The organism is bacterium (genome assembly GCA_023150945.1).
Classification (GTDB): Bacteria; Zhuqueibacterota; Zhuqueibacteria; order Zhuqueibacterales; family Zhuqueibacteraceae; genus Coneutiohabitans.
Window position 1 is genome coordinate 205,613 of record JAKLJX010000004.1, and the last position, 18,791, is coordinate 224,403.

Genomic DNA, 18,791 nt, shown 5'->3' on the forward strand with positions numbered 1-18,791 from the left:
GCGGCCTTGCATTCTTGTACAGCCCGGTTCACCTGCCTTTCTTGCGGGTTGCGGTTTCCAGGCGAATCTTCTCCTTGCGCTCGATTTGCACCACCTGAGCGTCGTGAATGATGATCTCCACCGAACCAAAGCGAATGCCTTGCAGCGCATTGCAGATGGTCTGGGCCAGGTCGTACTCCGGCGGAGCGAGCGCGGGGGCGGGGGTTCGGGCAGAATCAGCGGCACACATGGTCGGCTCCTTCTAAGCGATTTACTCTATATGCTTTGTAGAGTAAAGCAAGAAAAAAAATCAGTGGCGGCGGGTTTTCTTCGCCTTGCCGTTGGTTTTCGACTGGGAGATCTTGCCCAGCATGTCGGCCAGGCTGGTACCGTCCAAAATCGTCGCGGTGGAATCGCGCACTTCTTTCATCACCAGCCGGATGCCGCAGGTGGCTTCGTCGCGGCATTCCTCGCATTTGCGGTAGGCGGTCTGGCTGACGCAGGGCAGGGGCGCGAGCGGGCCATCGACCAGGCGGATCACGTGGCCCAGGCTGATCTCCGCAGGGGGTTTGCCCAGGAAATAGCCGCCGCCCTTGCCTTTCTTGCTTTGCAGCACGCCGTGGTTCTTCAAATCCAGCAGGATGAGTTCGAGGAATTTTTTGGGAATGTTTTCTTTCTCCGCCAGCTCGGAGATGAGGGTGGGGCCGTGCTCGTAGTGCCGCGCCAGGTATTGCAGCGCCTGCAGGGCGTATTTTGCCTTTTTGGAAAGCACGATCAAACCTATTTAGTCTATCTATCTGGTACTGTTTTGAGCATACACAAATCGCGGCGGAATGTCAAGCGGTTTTTTGTCTTTTTTTGCGGCCGGTTGGGGAGAAAAAAGGAAGCAGCGGCACTGCGCACCGTGGCTGGCCGGCGCCGGGCAGGGGCGAGAAATTGTTCCTGGGGAGCGCAGTCCGCCCGCAGCCACGCGCCAAGTTGGACGGTTGTCGGCCGGGAGAGCAAAATGTCCCGTGCAAACCCTCACGCCGGCCCGGGCTGGCGCGTCTGCACGTAGGCCACGATCGCGCCGGCGATTTCCGCAAACGTGCGATTGACAACCTGGGGGCCGAGGCTGTTCAAGTCAATCTCGCTGGCGAGCTGCAATTCCTCCTCCAAATAGACCAGAAACTCCACCACGTCCAGACTATCCTGCAGCAGACGGGTCACGACTTGCTCACCCAAGGTATTCACCACTTCGGCCGGCTGGCTCTTGGCGAAGTAGGCTTTCATCTTTTCCATCACCACTGCCTGATCCATATCATCTCACCTTTCTCACACGTCCGTAAACGACATTGAAGCCCGCGCCCATAGAGAGCAGGTTGATGGCGCGGCCCACCGGCGTGGCCGTTGCCAGTTCCTGCAGGATGAAAATAATGCTGGCGCTGCTCATGTTGGAGTATTGGCGATAATGTGCCAGCGAGGGTTGCATCGCTGCAGAAGGAATGCCGAGCTTGCGGCTCAATCGCACCAGCAACGCAATGCCGGCGGGATGAATCGCCCAACGCGGCTCTTCCTGCCATGCCGCCTCGCTGGCCGCCAGGGCGTTGACGACGAACTCACGCACCTGGTTGTTGAAGGTTTGCTCGTCAGCGAGCGCAAAGGTGTAATAATCGCGATAATCCCAGCGTATGAGATCGAACCCCTGCGGCGCCTGCTGCACATAATGCATATCCTCCAGCGCCAGCGCCATCTCACCAAACCCCGGAGAAGGGGAGAGCCACACCGCCGCGGCGCCATCGCCGAAAGTGCAGTTGCCCTGCCAGGTGTCGGGCTGGGTGCTGGTGACGTCGGCGAGCGTGGAAGGCAGTTCCACCGTCAGCACCAGCAGATGCTGGAGAGAATCCTGCAGCGAGCGGGCAAGCTGCAGCGCTTTCAAACTGCCCGTGCAACCGACATTGCCGAGGTCGATCATGAGCGTGTCGCGGCGAATGCAATCGGTCAAACGTTGCGCCAGGCGATAGCTCAAGCCGGGCATGAGATTGCCGGTGGAGGTGGTGGTGATGACGGCATCGAAGCTCACGCCTGCGGCGCGCACCGCCGGCGCGAGCTTCCCGGCGAGCGCCGCCACCGCTGTTGCCGCGCCCGACTCGAAGGTCGCCGCGCGCGCGGCAAAACGGCGCATGGCGCTGTAATCCGCAGCAAAACGATGGCGCGTGCGCCGGCCCACGAGCGAGTAATGAACGAAGTTGCGCAACTCCTCCAGCTTGTCGTTTGCCAGAGGCAATGCCGCCAGAAAAGGTTCGAATTCGGCGCGCAGCGTCTCGTTCTCGACGGGCTGGCCGAGCGGCGCAGTGAAGATTTGGTTGAGGTAGCGCATCCGCGTGCACTCTCTTCCGGTTGCGGTGGAAAGCCAATCCCAAGTCTTCGGCAGGAGAACGCGGCGGCGGCATTCGGCTGCCAGCTCAGATTCGGCGCTGCGAATATAACACAAATCCCGCGGCATGCAACTACGAACTCCGCGCCGCGCAGCGCCGGCGCACGGGCAACTTCCACTTGCTTCCGAGACGCGAATTTCATATCATTGCGCCACTTTGCCCGGTTATCCGATCACCACCAGCGACGAACTCATCCCCACTGACCGGCCGGGCTGTGCGGCAATTGACGGACTCTTGCTCGCGACTTCCAACCAACAGGCTGCGGCGCCTTCATCCGCCGTCGCGAAAAAGCTGGAATATTGACGGACAACGCCAGCGTTCATGAAATGACATCATGCCCGGGCATCTTTCCTGCGTTTGCTTTGTTTGGATTCGAATCAACGTTTCGCCGGAGTCTTTGACTGCATGGATACACTTTGGGCGACCTGGCTGGTGAGAATTGCAGGCCTCTACCTGGCACTCGGTTTCGCATTCGCCATTCCTTTCCTCATAATCGGTGTGAACAAAATCGATGCGGCTGCCCGCGGCTCGGGTTGGGGATTTCGCCTGATCATCATCCCCGGTACCATCGCGCTGTGGCCGTTGCTGTTGTGGCGCTGGCTTGCGGGAGCCAAAACGCCGCCCGAGGAAAACAATCCGCATCGCGCCGCTGCGCGCCGGCGCAGCGCCCCGGCCGGCAAGGAGGCTGCGTCATGATTCAGCCGCTGCGGCAGCGCCACTATCAACTCATGCGAATCATGGCCGTCGGGTTGCCCTTGCTTTTTCTGGCGGGATTGGCGGTGCGGCATGCACCCTTGCCGCAAGAGGTTCCGGCGCTGTTGATCAATGAAATCCCTGCCTTTCCCAAAATGCTGTTGGAGCGAGACAACCTCTGGCCCGGGCAGAGTATCATGACGCGCGTCAGCGCCGACCGCATTCCGCCGCAGCGGTTGGTGATCGAACTGCAGCCTCGCCGCGATCTCATCGCGCCCGACGTGCTGGTGTACTGGTGCGAGGCGAGCGTCCCAGTTACAAAACAATTGCCGGAGACGGCCCATTTGCTGGGCGGCCTCTCCGGCAAACATCTGCGCCGTTTTGCGCTGCCGCCGGCCGCGTTGAGTGCCGACGGCAAGATGATGCTTTACAGCTTGGCACATCAGCAAATCGTGGCCACTGCGATCCTGCCCACTGCGACGCTGGTGCGCGCCGGGAGGCTGCCATGAGCCTCGCCTACCGTGCGGTTTCCTGGAACCGGCAAAAACGCCTCTACGACATTGTGCTGCTCGTCGGCTTGGTGCTCTATCTCGCGGTCTTCCTCGCGGCCGGGCTGCGATGGCATCCGCAGGCAACCATCGAGACGCTCATCATCCGGGCGTTGGGCACTGGGGCCTTGCTGTTGTTGCATGTCATTCTCGCGATTGGCCCGCTGTGCCGCTTAAACCCGCGCTTTCTCCCTTTGTTGTACAATCGCCGGCATCTGGGCGTGACCATGTTTGTGCTCGGCCTCGGACATGCCGTCTTCTCCCTGGTGCAGTTTCATGCGTTGGGCGATCTCAATCCGCTGGTCAGTCTGTTGGTGGGCAACACGCGCTATGCGAGCTTGAGCGGATTTCCTTTTGAGATGCTTGGCCTGCTCGGTCTCCTCATTTTCTTCTTGATGGCCGCCACCAGTCATGATTTCTGGCTGGCGCAGCTCACTGCGCCGGCGTGGAAGAAATTGCATATGCTGGTTTATCCGGCCTACGGCTTGATCGTCATGCACGTCACGCTTGGTGCCTTGCAGGCGGAAACCAATCCCATGCTCGCGGCCGTGGTGGCGGTTGGCCTGGTCATGGTGTTGAGTCTGCATTACGCGGCCGGCCGCAAGGAGAGACGGCGCGATCAGGAAACACGTGAACCCGATGCCGAAGGTTTCGTGGAGGTGTGCCAGGCCGGCGATATTCCGGAGAAACGCGCGTTGGTATTCTCCCTCGGCGGCGAGCGCGTTGCGGTGTTCCGATATGACGGTCGGGTCTCGGCGGCTTCGAATGTCTGCCAGCATCAGAACGGCCCGTTGGGCGAAGGCCGCATCATTGACGGCTGTATCACCTGTCCCTGGCATGGGTATCAGTATTTGCCCGAGACCGGTGCCTCGCCACCGCCCTTCACCGAGAAAGTTCCCACTTTCACCGTCCGTGTGCGGCGCGGCCGGGTTTTCGTCAATACCACACCGAATCCGCCGGGGACGCGCGTGGCCCCGGCCTTGATCAATTGAGTGAAAGCAGAGGTGCGTGCGTGGCGAGTGTAGATCGTGCGGAGGAATTTTACATCGGCTATCTGCCGAAAGCGCCGCGACGCCAGGCGTTTTTTATGGCGGGCGTGGTGTTTGTCCTGTTCCTGCTGGCGGCAGGAGTAGCGGCGGTGCTGGTGCGCGGCCAAAATCCCTTTGCGCCCAGCGTGTTTGAATATCTCATGCCACGCGCGATGCAGGGTATTGTCGTCGCTTCGCCCTATCCCGCGCTGCTGGTCTTGCGGCCGGGTTTGCCCGGCGAGGCGGTGCCGCTGTCGCGTTATCATCTCGTGGCGGAAGGCAAGCATGGCGCGCAGCAGGCGCTGGCCGGATGGGAAGGCAAAGCCGTCCGGCTGCGGGGCACGCTGATCCATCGCGACAACCAAACTTTGCTGGAGGTGGTGCCCGGCTCGATCACTGCCCTCAGCACCGCGGATCCGGCGCTCACGGCGCGGGCGGATTCCTTGCCGGCCTATTCGCTCGGCACCTTCACTCTCGCGGGCGAAATCGTCGACAGCAAATGCTACTTTGGGGTGATGAAACCCGGCGAGCTGAAAACCCATCGCGCCTGCGCCGTGCGCTGCATCAGCGGCGGCATTCCGCCGGTGTTCGTCGTGCGCGATCAGGACGGCAATGCCGTCTATCTTTTTCTGGTTTCCGCGCAAGGCCGCAGCGTGAACGCGGAAATTCTGGCCATGATCGCAGAGCCGCTGGTCATCAGCGGCGAAATCATTCAACAAGGTGATTTTTTGATGCTGCGTGCCGATCCCAAGACCTACCGCCGTTCCTAGCGCCGTACGAGCATTTGCCGGTTTCTTCAAAATTGAATCACGGTCGTGAGAGAACTGCAATGACCCTGACGCGCCTGGCCCAAACCTTTCCGCCCTTCCCGGAACTGCTGCCTCCGCTCGAGATTGCCGAAGGCAACTATCTCCTGCGTTTTGCCCGCAGCGAAGCCGAGTTGGATGCCGTTCTGAAACTGCGCTTCGAGGTGTTCAATCTCGAGCTCGGCGAAGGATTGGATTCCTCCTACGACACGTTTCGCGATCAGGATGAATTCGATCTGCGCTGCCACCATTTGATGGTGCTGGATCGGTCGCTGCAGCAGGTGATCGGCACCTATCGCATGCAGACGCTCGCCATGGCGGGCGGCAGCGCGGGATTCTATTCTGCCGGCGAATACGATCTCACCGGCTTTCCGGCCGGCGTTTTGGAAAACGCGGTCGAGGTTGGCCGGGCATGCGTCGCAAAGCCGCACCGCAATGCCCGCGTGCTTTATTTGCTCTGGCGCGGCCTGGCCGCGTACCTGACTTGCAATCGCAAGCGTTATTTGTTCGGCTGCTGTTCGCTCACCAGCCAGGACCCGGCCGAAGGCAAGCGCGTCATGGATCATCTCACCGCCAACCAGCACGTGCAGCCGGACTTTTTGCTGCAGCCGCAACCCGGTTACGTTTGCTACGGAAGCGACTTCACCGCCGGCCCCGGCGCCGTTCACCTGCCACGGCTCATGAAGATCTACCTCGTCTATGGCGCGAAGATCTGCAGTCTGCCGGCGCTGGATCGCGCCTTCAAGACCATCGACTATCTCACCTTCCTCGATGTCGCCACGCTCGATGAAGCCACCCGCAGATTTTTCTTCCGCAAGCAATTCGCCCCATGAGAAAGCTCCGTGCCATTGTTCGCATTGTCATGATTGCCGTGCTGACCGCCGCCGGGGTGTTGCTGTTGCTCGGTGGCCGGCTGCTCGCGCTGTTTACGGACACGGGTTTCCGGCGCTGGCGGCTGCGCGTCTTTCAAGGCTGGGCGCGCGGACTGGCGGCCATCATCGGCATGCGGCTGGTGGTGCGGGGAAACGCTCCACCGCCGCCGTTCTTTCTGGTGGCCAATCACCTCAGCTACATGGATATTCTCGTGCTCGCCACTCAGGTTCGGGGCGTGTTCGTCTCGCGGCATGATGTGAGCGGCTGGCCGGTGATCGGATTCCTGACGCGCGCGGTGGGCACGCTGTTCATCAATCGCGAACTGGCGCGCGAAGTGGTTCGTCTGAACCATTTGTTGCGCGCCGCGTGGGAGAGAGGGGAGGGCATCATCTTTTTTCCAGAAGGCACCAGCTCAGCCGGCGCGGAGATTCGGCCGTTCAAATCGCCATTGTTGCATGTCGCCGCCGAAAACCACTATCCGGTTTCCTACGCCAGTTTGAGTTATCGCACGCCTGCCGGCGAGCCGCCCGCGCATTTGGCGGTATGTTGGTGGGGTGATATGACGTTTCCGGATCATTTCTTCAACGTGCTGCAATTGCCCCGTTTCGAAGCGCTGCTCACCTTTGGCGACGCCGCGGTGCGCGCGACCGATCGCAAACTGCTTGCGCGCCGGCTGCATCGCTTGATCGCGCAGCAGTTTCATCCGGTCGTCCGGCCGGAGGAATTGCCCGCCGCCCGCCAGCAATCCGCCACATGATCGCCGGACTCGAACATCAGTATTTCAACACCAATGGCGTGCGGCTGCACGTCGCGCTCGCCGGGCCGGACCACGGCCGCTTGCTCATTTTCCTGCACGGCTTTCCGGAGTTTTGGTATGGCTGGCGCCGGCAGATCGATTTTTTTGCGCGTTTGGGTTATCGCGTGCTGGCGCCGGATCAGCGCGGTTACAATCTGAGCGACAAGCCCGGCGGCATTGCCGCCTATGGTCTCGATCATCTCGCGCGTGACATCGTGGGTTTGATCAAGGCGGTTGGCCGGGAACGCGCCCTGATCGTGGGACATGACTGGGGCGCAGTCGTGGCGTGGTGGCTGGCGCTGCGACATGCGGACTGCGTGGAGAAGCTGGCGGTCTTGAACGGGCCGCATCCCCAAGTCATGCGCCGCCACCTGCTGCACGATGCCGTGCAAAGGCGCAAGAGCTGGTACATTTTCTTTTTTCAACTGCCCGGGCTGCCGGAATGGCGCATGCAAAAGAACGGTTGGGAAATCGCCGGCCGGGCCTTGCTGAAGACCAGCCGGCCCGGCACCTTCGGCGAAGCCGATCTGGCAGAATATCGCGCGGCCTGGTCACAACCTGGCGCCGTGACCGCGATGATCAACTGGTACCGTGCGGCGTTGCGGCAACGCCGCGGAGGTGCCGGCCACGCCACTGTGAAGATGCCGGCATTGATAATTTGGGGTGGCCGTGACCGCTTTCTCCGCACCGAACTGGCGGAAGCCAGCCTGGCGCAGTGCGAACACGCCGAGCTGCTGCTTTTGGAAAACGCCAGCCATTGGGTGCAGCATGAAGAGGCCGAGGCGGTTAACCAACGGCTGCAGCAATTTTTCATCGCTTGACTCTTTGAAAACGATGACTACCGTTGATTTCGTCCTGAAAGGATCTTTTGCCTATTTGGACACACTGCCAAGTATCTTGTGAAGATTTGGGCACACAGCCAGGGAGCTTGGGAAGTCTTGGGCACACGGCCAAGTACTGCACAAGATTCTTCTGAGTGACCGCTTCACCCAGCCGCAACACGCGGCAAGATACTTGAGCCTATTCTGAGGGCAGAACCGCAAGCGCGTGCCGCCGCGTGTCTCAGAAAGGCCTTGCTTTTTCCCGCCGAAAAACTTACCAATTCTGCCGACCGTCGAAGGTGTGATCGAAGGCGCCGAAAGCAAGCGCAACCTTGACGGACATGTTCATCCCTGCCTTTCATCCGGAAGCGTGCCGGTGAAGTCCAGCGAACGGTGGCGTGCACTTCACCTGATTCGTTTGAATACATGCGAATGTTCTTGGAATCATCTTTGCTTTGAACCGGCAGCTTCGGTTCGCCGGCTTGCCTTTCATCGCCATGCTTCGGCGTGGCGGCAGTGTGCAATCTTTCATCCCCGCCAGGGAGGAAATATGCGATCGCTTCTCATTCTGTGCAGTACCGTGCTCGCGCTGTCGCGACCATCCATCAGCCAAACCGCAAATCCGCCCGTGCCGGACACTGCGCTGGTCATGGCTGCGGTCGATACGTTGCAGCGCATCGCAGAAGAAACCAGGCCCGTGCCGGTACCGCCCGCCAGCGAGAAAGCTCTGCGCTATTACCGCAGCGGCAATTGGCTGTGGGGCCTCGGTCTGCTGTGGGGCCTGCTGGTCCCCGCGGCGTTTCTTTTCACCGGCTTTTCGGCGCGCATTCGCAACTGGGCGCAGAAGCTCGGGCGCAAGTGGTTCTTTGTGATCGGCCTTTACTTCATCATTTTTTCCCTCATCACCTTTCTCCTCGATTTGCCGCTCACCTACTATCAGGAATTCGTGCGACAGCATGCCTATGATCTTTCCAACCAAACCTTCAGCAAGTGGCTGGGCGACTCGCTGAAAGCGCTGGTGGTCGGCATGTTGGGCGGCGTGCTGTTTCTGTGGGTGCCGTACTTGCTGCTCAAAAAGAGTCCACAGCGCTGGTGGCTCTACACCGGCATTTTGATGGTGCCGTTTCTGTTCTTCTTCATGCTCATCAGCCCGATCTGGATTGCGCCTCTGTTCAACAAGTTCGGCCCGATGCAGGATCAGGCGCTGGAGGCCAAAATCCTGGCGCTGGCGGAGCGTGCCGGCATCGAGGGCAGCCGTGTGTTCGAAGTGAACAAAAGCGTGGACACCAAGGCCGTGAATGCCTATGTCTCGGGGTTTCTCGACACCAAGCGCATCGTCCTGTGGGATACGATCATCGCCAAGCTGGAGGAAGAGGAACTGCTGTTCGTGATGGGCCACGAAATGGGACATTACGTGCTGGGACACGTGGTCAAGAGTGTGTTGTTCTTTTCGGCGTTGATCCTGGTGGTGTTGTACGCTGCCCACCGCAATGCCGCCGCGCTGCTGCGAAGGTATCACGCCCGCTTTGGCTTCAACCAGCTCGCGGATATTGCTTCGCTGCCGCTGCTGATTCTGCTTTTCAATCTTTTTCTCTTCCTCGCCACGCCGCTCAGTTTCGCCTACACGCGCTACAATGAGCATGAATCCGACCGCTTTGGTTTGGAAATCTGCCAGAACAACCGCGCCGCGGCCCTGGCCTTCGTGAAACTGCAGACGGAAAATCTCGGCAACCCGCGGCCGGGCTGGCTCTACAAACTCTGGCGGGCTTCCCATCCGCCCATCGGCGAGCGCATCGAATTCTGCAACAGCTACCGCCCCTGGGAAACCGGCGAGCCGTTGAAATACGGGCATCTCATCAAAGCCCCGCAAACAGGAGACTAGCGCAGCGAGGCCGGCGGCGAAGCAGGCAGCGCCGAAGTGACCCCGCCGGCATCGGGAGCAGGGCAGCGCACCGCACTGAACCGCGACGGTCACACGATTTCATGACTCCTGCTGTGCACTTCAGCCAACTGCAGGGAAAGGGAGAACTGCGATGACTTGGATCAACATGCCGCGAGGCCGGGCCGTTGTTGCACTCATGCTGCTGCTCGCCGCAAATGGCCAAACCACGGAGAAGGAATTCATGAGCAAGCTGCGTTTCGCCATTTCATTCACCGCAGAGAAAAGCCGGACGCCGATCGACGGCCGCCTGCTGCTGATGTTGTCCGTCAACGAAGAGAAGGAACCGCGTTTTCAAATCAGCGATGATCCCGGCACCCAGCAGATTTTTGGTATTGACGTGGAGGGCCTCGGCCCGGGACAGGCTGCGCGCATCGACGCCTCGGTGTCCGGCTATCCGCTCCAGAGTCTGGCGGAGCTCAAGCCCGGCGAGTACGTCGTGCAAGCATTGCTGCACAAGTACGAAACATTTCATCTCGCCAGCGGCCACACCGTGAAACTGCCGAGGGATCGTGGCGAAGGCCAGCAATGGAATCGCGCGCCCGGCAATCTCTACAGCACGCCGCAGCGGATGACGATCGATCCGCGGCGGGCCGCCGTGATCAAGATCAATCTCGATCAGGAAATTCCGCCGATTCCGCCGCCGCAGGATACGAAGTACATCAAGCATGTGAAGATGCAAAGCGAGCGCCTGACGAAATTCTGGGGGCGGCCGGTGGAGCTGGGCGCCTGCGTGCTGCTGCCCGAGGGCTTTGAAGAGCATCCGGAGGCGCGCTATCCGCTCATGATCTTTCACGGCCATTTTCCCTATACCTTCGGCGGTTTTCGGGAAGAGCCGCCCGATCCCAATCTCGTGCCGGAATACAGCGCCCGCTTCCGCATGGCAGGCTACAACAAGATCGTGCAGGAGCATGCGCATCAATTCTATCGTGAGTGGATCGGGCCGGATTTTCCGCGCGTGATCATCATCGAGATTCAGCACGCCAATCCCTACTATGATGATTCTTATGCGGTGAATTCCGCCAATCTCGGGCCGTACGGCGATGCCCTCACGTACGAATTGATTCCCTTCATCGAGCAGAAATTCCGCGGCTTGGGCGCAGGCTGGGCGCGCTTTCTCTATGGCGGCTCCACCGGCGGCTGGGAGGCGTTGGCAGCGCAGATTTTTTATCCCGAGGAATACAACGGCTGCTTCGCCGCCTGCCCGGATCCCATTGACTTTCGCGCCTACACCGTGGTCAACATTTACGAACACAAGAACGCCTACTATGATGAAGGCCCGTTCAAGCGCGTGCCGCGGCCCGGCCGGCGCAATTACCTCGGCGAAGTCAGCACGACGCTGGAGCAGGCCAATCACTTGGAGCTGGTGTTGGGCACGAACAACCGCTCGGGCCAGCAGTGGGATATTTGGGAGGCGGTCTATTCTCCCAGGGGCGAGAACGGTTATCCGAAACGATTGTGGGACAAGCTCACCGGCGAAATCGATCAGGAGGTTGCCGCCTACTGGCGCGAGCACTATGATCTCGGCCACCTCTTGCGGCGCGATTGGGAACACCTGGGCCCCAAACTGCGCGGCAAGATTCACCTCTACTGCGGCGACATGGACAATTTCTATCTCAACAATGCCGTCTATCTCGTGGAAGAATTTCTGCAGAGTACCACGGCGCCGCCTTATGAAGGCGAGGTGGATTACGGCGACCGCGCCGAGCATTGCTGGAACGGTGATCACACCCGGCCCAACGCCATTTCGCGGCTGCGCTATCACCAAATGTTCGTGCCGCGCGCGATCGCAAGATTGCTGCAGACCGCGCCGCCCGGCGCTGATGTGACGAGCTGGCGGTATTAGCCTGAGGGAAAACTGCAGTATGGCCCCCACTCCAAATCCTCGCGTGAAAATCTGCTGCATCAGCAGTCTCGCAGAGGCGCAACTGGCGGTGCGTTACGGCGCGGCGGCGCTCGGTTTGGTTTCCGCCATGCCGAGCGGTCCCGGCGTGATTTCCGAAGAACAGATCGCCGCCATTGCCGGCCGCACGCCGCCGGGCGTCGCCACGTTCTTGCTCACCAGCAAGCAGGAGGCCGCCGCGGTGATTGCGCAGCACCGCCGCTGCGGCACCAACACCATTCAATTGGTGGACGCGTTGCAGGCGGGCACGTATGCCGATTTGCGCCAAGCCCTGCCCGGCATCAAACTGGTACAGGTGATTCACGTGACCGGAGAAGAAGCCGTCGCGGAAGCGCAGCAAGTTGCGCCGCTCGTCGATGCGATTTTGCTCGATTCCGGCAATCCCCATTTGGCCGTGAAGGAGCTCGGCGGCACCGGCCGCACCCACAATTGGCGCATCAGCCGCATGATCCGCGCCATGATCGACGTGCCGCTGTATCTCGCCGGCGGCCTGCATGCCGACAACGTGCAGCAGGCCATCGCAGAAGTTGGACCTTTCGGCCTCGACCTCTGCAGCGGGGTGCGCACCAACGGCACGCTCGACGAACGCAAACTCGAGAGATTTTTTGAAAGAGTACAAACCTCATGAACCCAGGCGGCACCGGTCTGCGGCTTTCCGCCACAGGCCGGCGCAGGAGATCGCATGTCGGAATTTCTACTGCTGCTTTTGATCATTCTGGTGGTCATCTATATCCGCAAGACGAATCGTCTGTCAGAAGCGATACAACTGCTGCAATTCGAGCTGCGCGCCCTCAAGGCCGGGCAAGCTGCAGCGCCGGCGCCGAGTGAGCCGCGCGTCGTGACTCCAACTGCGGCACCGTCACCTGTGCCGATCGTGCCGGCATGGCCGGAGGTTCCCGCAACCGCAACACCGGCAGCGGCCGCGCCGTCTGCCACTGCACCGCCGCTGCCTCGCGAGCTGCCGCCACCACCGCTGCCGCCGAAGCCGCCGGCAAAACCCTCACGCACTCGCGCGGAGTGGGAAGCGCTCGTCGGCGGCAAGCTGCTCAACCGCATCGGCGCGCTGGCGCTCATCCTGGGCGTCGGCTTTTTTCTGAAATATGCCTTCGACAACAACTGGCTGAGCGAGACCATGCGCGTGCTCATCGGCGCCGCGATTGGCGCGGGTTTGCTGCTGGTCGGCCGCCGCTCGCATCAGAGGGATTTCCGGATCTTTGCGCAGGGTTTGATCGGCGCAGGCATCGCGATTCTTTATCTCTCGGCTTATGCCTCCTTTAACTTCTACCAGCTCGTGCCGCAGGAGGGCGCGCTGCTGCTGATGGCCGGTGTGACCGCGCTCGCCATCTGGCAGGCGCTGACTTATGATGCGCTCGCGATTTCGGTGCTCGGTTGGGCCGGCGGCTTTCTCACGCCCTTCATGCTCAATCTCGATTTTGCCCAGCCGGTGCAATTGTTCATCTATCTCGCGCTGTTGACCGCGGGTTTGCTCGCGGTGGCATATCGCAAAGACAAGTGGGCGATTCTCGAACCGCTTACTCTCGGCGGCAGCTATCTGATCTATGTCGCGTGGTACGCCGAGGCCTACACCAGCCGGAATTTTCCGCTCACGTTTGTTTTTCTCACGGTGTTGTGGGGCATGTTTCTCGGCCTGGAGGTGCTCCGCGGCTTGCGCTCGGTGGCCAGCTACCGGATGCTGCGGCACCTCGTCGCGGTCTTGAATGCGGCGTTCTATTTCATCAGCCTCTACAGCTTGATGGAGCAGGAGCACAGCCGCTGGACGGGCAGCGTGACCTTCACCGTTTCCCTGATTTACTTCATGGTGATGCTTGGCCTGCAGCACCGCAATCCCGCAGCAACTCAGGCGGTCACGCGCCTGTCGCTCACCGCGATAGTGTTGCTGGCGCTGGCCACGGCCATCGAATTCTCCGGTTTCAAGCTCATCATGCTGTGGGCCGTGGAAGCGTTGGCGTTGCTCGCGGCCGGTGCACATTGGCGCCGGCATTACGTGTGGCAGATGGCACTGATCCTGCTGGCCGTGACAACGGTTGGGTTGCTCTTCTTCACCACCGGCGCGCTCGATTACAAACCGTTGTCGAATTTCACCCCGGTTCTCAACCCGCGCTTTCTGGCTTTCCTTGTGCTCGCGAGCGTTTGCTTTGCCGGACCATTCATCTTCAAAGGGGTGGACCACCAACGCAGCGCGTTGGTGCGCACAGCATTGCACTACGGCTGGTGCGCGCTGGCATTCATTCTCGTCACCGCGGAAACGGTCGACACTTTCGCCAAGCTGATGCAAAGCGCCGGCGGCACCCGCGCGGCTTACTTCGGCTCAATGCGTGATTTCATGCTGACCGTGGTGTGGGCCGCCTTGGCGGTGCCGCTGGCGCTTGCCGGTTTGCGCCACGGCCTCGCTGCGCTGCTTTATTGCGGCCTGGCGGCGCTTGGTTTGGCGCTGCTGCTCGGTGTGCTGCAAACGCTGCTGCCGCTGCAGCCGCTCGAAGAATTCGTGACGCTGCTGAATCATCGCTTTCTCTCGGTGGTGGCCGTGCTGGCTGCGACACTGTTTCTCATGCGCGAGTTGAGCCGGCAGCAGCACAGCCGGGTTTGGGTAAGGCGCGTGCTCATCGGCCTCACGGTGGCGGCCGTGCTGCTCTTCTTTGAGGTGTTGACGGTCGAGACCAACGACACGTTTGCGCGGTTGGCCCGGGCGGCCGCGGAACCGGCGCGCGCGCGGCTGCGTCATCTGCAGCCGTTTGTGCTGGCGCTGGTGTGGCTGGCTTATTCGCTGCCGCTGCTGTGGTATGGTTTGCGCCGGCAAGCCCTGCCGGTGATCTGCTCCGGTCTCCTCGGCTTGACGCTGGCGCTGGCGACGGGCTTGCTGCACACGCTGTCAGCTTTTGCGCCGCTGGCGGATTTTGTTGCGGGGTTGAATTATCGTGTCGCTGCGGTCGCGCTGCTCGCCGCCGGCGCTTATGTGCAGGAACGCTGGCTCAAACAGCATGAACGCGATCAGGCCTGGTTTCGCTGGCTGTTGCTCGGCATTCCGGTGGTGGCCGTCCTGCTCATCTTCGAGCTGATTACCGCCGAAGCGCGCGACTATTTCGACCGGGCGATTCTTGTGCTCGAGCAAGCAAGTGCGGGCGCGGAGTATTCCGGCCGGATCGATCAACTGCGCAATCTGCAGCAACTCAGCATTTCCGGCCTCTGGCTGCTGTATTCGATTCTGCTCATGGCCTTCGGCATCTGGCGCCGGCAGCAGGGCGTGCGCCTGCTTGCCATCGGCTTGTTCGGCATCACGATTCTGAAGATCTTCTTCTACGATTTGTCGTTCCTTGACACGCTCTATCGCATCTTTGCCTTCATGGGGCTGGGATTGATCTTGCTGCTGGTCTCCTATCTCTATCAGAGATACAAAGCGATCATCTTCGAAGCGCCGGACGGAAGCAAAGCCGGGGAAAAGCCGGCAGCCGGTTCGTGTTGATCGCGTGCACAGCAGCGGCAGGCACCGGGCTTGGTGCCGTGCAGTTGGCGGCCGGGTTTCGGCTCGCAGCCTTTGATTCATTCGTGTCCATTTCATCAAACAGGAGCAGCCGCATGCCATCACGTGTTGTGATTCTCGCGTTACTTCTTCTGGCCGGCGGCAGTCTGCTGCAGGCCCAACCGAAAACCAAAATCTATATTTCGGCGGACATGGAAGGCATTGCCGGCGTGGTGAGTGACGCCCAGCTCGGCCCCGAGGGTTTCGAGTATCAACGTTTCCGCGAGTTCATGACCAATGAAGTCAATGCCGCAATTGACGCGGCGTTTGCCGCCGGCGCCACCGAGATTTTGGTCAGCGATTCGCACGGCAACGGTCAGAATCTTCTTCTGGAAAAGCTGCCGCCAAACGTGCAGGTCGTGCGTTCCTGGCCGCGGCCCTTGATGATGATGCAAGGCATCGACGAATCGTTTGCCGGCGTGATTTTCATTGGCTATCACACCAGCACCACCAATCCCCGCGGCGTGCGCGCGCATTCTTTTTCCAGTGCCACGCTCGCGGAGGTGCGCCTCAACGGCATTGCGATGTCGGAGGCCGGCTTCAACGCGGCGATTGCCGGGCATTTCAACGTGCCGGTGATCATGCTCTCCGGCGATGATGCCATTGTGGAGGAGGCCACCGGCCTGCTCGGCAACCTCGAAGGCGCGGTGGTGAAATGGGCCTACGGCTTTCATTCCGCCAAAACCCTGACGCCCGCGGCTGCCTGCGAATTGATTCGCGCGAAGGTCACCGCTGCCATGAAACGGCTGGGCGAATTCAAACCCTACAAGCTGAAGACGCCGGTGCAACTGGAAGTGCGGTTCAAAAACTATCGTCCCTCCGAGGTGTTGAGTTACTTGTCGCTGGTGCAGCGCACGGATGCGCACAGCATCGCATTTGCCGGCAAGGACATGGTGGAGGTGTCGAAATTTTTCGAATTCATTTTGACCTACAGCCCTGCGCTGGCGCCGTGAGCGGGAATTGCGGCCGGCAGGCCTGGCATCGCACCGCTGCGAAAATTCTTCTTGATAATCAGTCGAATAGTTCTATCTTACCTGCCGTTCTTTCGCCGGGGTGGTGAAATTGGTAGACGCGCTGGACTCAAAATCCAGTGGGAGCAATCCCTTGCGGGTTCGAGTCCCGCCCCCGGCACACGAAAGCGAGCAATCTCAATGCTCGCTTTTTTTGTTGGTAATGTGCTGAGACGGAAGCACGCGGTCAAACTGCCTGATACGATTGAACCGGCTTGGCAAGCGAGAAGTTGAAATGCTCCAATCGACAAGAACCTGCGGCCCGCTGGGTCTGGTGTTGCTGACCTGCACTTGCCTCGCGGCGCAGCACAGCTTTGTAGTGAATCCGCAGCAAGAAGAAGCGGCCTACCCGCTGTGGGTTGCCAAAGGCGAGACGCTGTCGTTTCAGATCAGCGGGCAATGGCGCATGTGGGAACAATGGCAGCCGGTAGATTATCGCGGCCACACGAATTTCGAGAAGATCAATCAACATGGTTATCTCGGCACGTTGGTGGGCCGCATCGAAGGCGCTGATTATTTCGCCGTGGTCGAGGGCCTGCGCTACGCCAGTCCCGCTGCCGGCCGCTTGATCCTGTTTGCCAATCGCGGCAACTATCGCGACCTCATGGCCTCCGGCGAGCTGACCGTGACCGTCGGCGGCGGCAGGCTCGTCTCTGCTGCGGAAGCTGAAAAGCTCGCAGGCTGGGATCTGACGAAACTCGACACTGCTGCCGAAGTGCCGTACATGAGCCGGGGTGAGCAGGAGGTGGTTTTGTATTTGAACAAGGCCCGCACCAATCCAGCGTTGTTTGCGCAGCGTTACCTTTTTCATCGGCGCAGCCGCAGTGCGGATGAGGAGGAGTGCTATCAAGTGATGTTGCGGCAGAAATCGCGTTCCGCCTTGCTGCCGGACGCGGCCCTGGCGCGCGCGGCGCAGGCGCATGCGGAGGATATGGGAAAGTCCGGCGGCGTTGGTCACGTTGGCTCTGACGGTGCGACGCTGCGCGAACGTGTGCGGCGGGCGGGCGCGGAAACCAACACCATCCTGGCGGAAAACTGTTCTTATGGTTTTGCAGATCCGTTGGAAATCGTCTTGCAGCTTCTGGTCGATGCCGGCGTGCCCGCGCGCGGCCATCGGGAGACCATCTTGAATCCCGTTTTGAAATTCGTCGGCGTGGGCACGCGGCCGCACGCCGAGCATCGCTTCAACAGCGTGCACAATTTTGCGGGAAGGGCCAAAAACTGAAGGGAGGTTCGGTGAAGCAAAGAATCATGGCTTTGGTGATTTCGCTGCTGCTGGCCGGCGCGGCTGCCGGTTGGACGCAACCGACGATCTATCTCGTGCGCCATTCTGAAAAGCTGGCGGGCTGGTTCGAGGCCGCGGAACTCGATGCCTATCAGCCGCTGAGTGCGGAGGGAATCGAGACGGCGAAACAAGTGGCGGCGCGCTTCCAATCGGGCGAAGTGGCCGCAGTCTACAGCAGCCAAACCACGCGCACGCTGCACACGGCTCTGCTCATCGCCCAGCAGACGGGCGCGCCGGTGCAGGTTAACCAAGCCTGCGCTGACACCGCGACGATCACTTCATTCCTGCTCGATTTGAGCCGCCGCTTCCGGCCGGCGCAGACGGTGGTGCTGGTGTCGCATTCGAATGTGATTCCGCATTTTTTGATCAAGGCCGGACTGGCAAAAGAATGTTGGCCGGAATTGGGCGTGCTCAGCACGTTCTTCGATCCGGAACCGCGCATTGAGGGTTATGATCACTTTTGGAGGATTGCTGGAGACCGGGCGAGGGCGGGAGGGTGCGCCGGCTTCGAGCGCGTGAAATTTCGTTGATGGGTACGCAGTCGGCAGGCTGGCTGCGTGAAGGTGATTCTGAGAAAACGTAGCGCAGACGTCTTATCTGCAGGCTGGCAGGGAGCCTGCGCTACGGCAAGCAGTCAGCGCTACTGGGCAATCACCGCAGCAAGCCCTTTGATTTGATAGATCGTCGTGGGGCCGGTGACGCTGGTCGAGTCGAACGGCACACCTTTTTCCTCCGCGACGTGGTGAAAATAGCCCATGGCCTGCTCGTGCGTCAGGCTGATTTCATACACCTCACCTTCCGCCTGCGCGATTTTGCCCTTGGCGCTCATCGGAAACACAATCTCACCATCATTCACTTTCACTTTGATTTTCTGCCCCGGTTGATCGCCGGCGATTTCCAGCCAGCAGCCCGCTTTCGCGCACACGTCCACAATTTCACCCTGCACCAAAACCTTTTTGTCGAGATGGCTTTGCGGTTCGGCCAGGATTTGCGAAATCGGAGTGACCTGGCCGAGCGTAATGGCCGCGCCGTACTTCTCGCCTTCAAAGGAGGGCGTCTTGGTGCAGGCGAGGCCGAACAGAATCAGAACACATGAAATCCAACCTTTGCGCATGGTTTCCTCTCAGAAATTGATGAAGCATTCAGCCGCCGGCA

19 protein-coding genes and 1 tRNA gene are annotated in these 18,791 nt (G+C 60.4%); 15 read left to right on the top strand and 5 right to left on the bottom strand.

Annotated features, from left to right (window positions below):
* Positions 1–28: 28 nt before the first annotated feature.
* The 4 genes from L6R21_07585 to L6R21_07600 form a co-directional block, all read right to left on the bottom strand.
* A complete protein-coding gene (locus L6R21_07585; GenBank protein MCK6559048.1) occupies positions 29–229 on the bottom strand; it encodes a YezD family protein in 201 nt (66 codons plus the stop codon).
* A 60-nt stretch (positions 230–289) separates the two neighbouring features.
* The gene (locus L6R21_07590) at positions 290–751 is read right to left on the bottom strand and encodes an Rrf2 family transcriptional regulator (GenBank protein ID MCK6559049.1); all 462 of its coding nucleotides are present in this window, start codon (positions 749–751) and stop codon (positions 290–292) included.
* A gap of 251 nt (positions 752–1,002) precedes the next feature.
* The gene (locus L6R21_07595) at positions 1,003–1,278 is read right to left on the bottom strand and encodes a hypothetical protein (GenBank protein MCK6559050.1); all 276 of its coding nucleotides are present in this window, start codon (positions 1,276–1,278) and stop codon (positions 1,003–1,005) included.
* Between the two features lies 1 nt (position 1,279).
* Positions 1,280–2,338, bottom strand: coding sequence for a hypothetical protein (locus L6R21_07600; GenBank protein MCK6559051.1), 1,059 nt, complete (start codon positions 2,336–2,338; stop codon positions 1,280–1,282).
* 463 nt (positions 2,339–2,801) lie between these two features.
* On the opposite strand from L6R21_07600, the gene L6R21_07605 reads away from it, so the two are divergent.
* The 15 genes from L6R21_07605 to L6R21_07675 all read left to right on the top strand — a co-directional run bounded on the left by L6R21_07605 (position 2,802) and on the right by L6R21_07675 (position 18,166).
* Positions 2,802–3,092 carry a hypothetical protein gene (locus tag L6R21_07605; protein MCK6559052.1) on the top strand — a complete coding sequence of 97 codons (291 nt, stop codon included), beginning with the start codon at positions 2,802–2,804 and terminating at the stop codon, positions 3,090–3,092.
* Positions 3,089–3,598, top strand: coding sequence for a hypothetical protein (locus L6R21_07610; protein MCK6559053.1), 510 nt, complete (start codon positions 3,089–3,091; stop codon positions 3,596–3,598). Before L6R21_07605 ends, L6R21_07610 begins: the two co-directional genes overlap by 4 nt.
* Positions 3,595–4,629: a ferric reductase-like transmembrane domain-containing protein gene (locus L6R21_07615; protein MCK6559054.1), complete on the top strand. Its 1,035-nt coding sequence runs from the start codon at positions 3,595–3,597 to the stop codon at positions 4,627–4,629. Before L6R21_07610 ends, L6R21_07615 begins: the two co-directional genes overlap by 4 nt.
* A gap of 20 nt (positions 4,630–4,649) precedes the next feature.
* On the top strand, positions 4,650–5,435 hold the full coding sequence (locus tag L6R21_07620; protein ID MCK6559055.1) for a hypothetical protein: 786 nt from the start codon (positions 4,650–4,652) through the stop codon (positions 5,433–5,435).
* A gap of 59 nt (positions 5,436–5,494) precedes the next feature.
* Positions 5,495–6,304, top strand: coding sequence for a GNAT family N-acetyltransferase (locus L6R21_07625; protein MCK6559056.1), 810 nt, complete (start codon positions 5,495–5,497; stop codon positions 6,302–6,304).
* The gene (locus L6R21_07630) at positions 6,301–7,101 is read left to right on the top strand and encodes a 1-acyl-sn-glycerol-3-phosphate acyltransferase (protein MCK6559057.1); all 801 of its coding nucleotides are present in this window, start codon (positions 6,301–6,303) and stop codon (positions 7,099–7,101) included. Before L6R21_07625 ends, L6R21_07630 begins: the two co-directional genes overlap by 4 nt.
* Positions 7,098–7,961, top strand: a complete 864-nt coding sequence (locus L6R21_07635; protein MCK6559058.1) for an alpha/beta hydrolase — start codon at positions 7,098–7,100, stop codon at positions 7,959–7,961. Before L6R21_07630 ends, L6R21_07635 begins: the two co-directional genes overlap by 4 nt.
* Before the next feature lie 550 nt (positions 7,962–8,511).
* Complete coding sequence (locus tag L6R21_07640; protein ID MCK6559059.1) at positions 8,512–9,843, top strand: M48 family metallopeptidase; 1,332 nt, start codon at positions 8,512–8,514, stop codon at positions 9,841–9,843.
* Between the two features lie 241 nt (positions 9,844–10,084).
* On the top strand, positions 10,085–11,746 hold the full coding sequence (locus L6R21_07645) for a hypothetical protein (protein ID MCK6559060.1): 1,662 nt from the start codon (positions 10,085–10,087) through the stop codon (positions 11,744–11,746).
* A gap of 19 nt (positions 11,747–11,765) precedes the next feature.
* Positions 11,766–12,431 carry a phosphoribosylanthranilate isomerase gene (locus tag L6R21_07650; GenBank protein ID MCK6559061.1) on the top strand — a complete coding sequence of 222 codons (666 nt, stop codon included), beginning with the start codon at positions 11,766–11,768 and terminating at the stop codon, positions 12,429–12,431.
* A gap of 54 nt (positions 12,432–12,485) precedes the next feature.
* On the top strand, positions 12,486–15,284 hold the full coding sequence (locus tag L6R21_07655; GenBank protein MCK6559062.1) for a DUF2339 domain-containing protein: 2,799 nt from the start codon (positions 12,486–12,488) through the stop codon (positions 15,282–15,284).
* A gap of 113 nt (positions 15,285–15,397) precedes the next feature.
* Entirely contained in the window at positions 15,398–16,294 is an 897-nt protein-coding gene (locus L6R21_07660) for a M55 family metallopeptidase (GenBank protein ID MCK6559063.1), read from the top strand.
* 94 nt (positions 16,295–16,388) lie between these two features.
* Positions 16,389–16,472 (top strand) — tRNA-Leu (locus tag L6R21_07665).
* A 114-nt stretch (positions 16,473–16,586) separates the two neighbouring features.
* Positions 16,587–17,576: a CAP domain-containing protein gene (locus L6R21_07670; protein ID MCK6559064.1), complete on the top strand. Its 990-nt coding sequence runs from the start codon at positions 16,587–16,589 to the stop codon at positions 17,574–17,576.
* Positions 17,577–17,587: 11 nt separating this feature from the next.
* A complete protein-coding gene (locus L6R21_07675; protein MCK6559065.1) occupies positions 17,588–18,166 on the top strand; it encodes a histidine phosphatase family protein in 579 nt (192 codons plus the stop codon).
* Positions 18,167–18,276: 110 nt separating this feature from the next.
* On the opposite strand, the gene L6R21_07680 is transcribed toward L6R21_07675, so the two are convergent.
* Positions 18,277–18,750, bottom strand: coding sequence for a DUF4920 domain-containing protein (locus L6R21_07680; GenBank protein ID MCK6559066.1), 474 nt, complete (start codon positions 18,748–18,750; stop codon positions 18,277–18,279).
* Between the last annotated feature and the right edge of the window lie 41 nt (positions 18,751–18,791).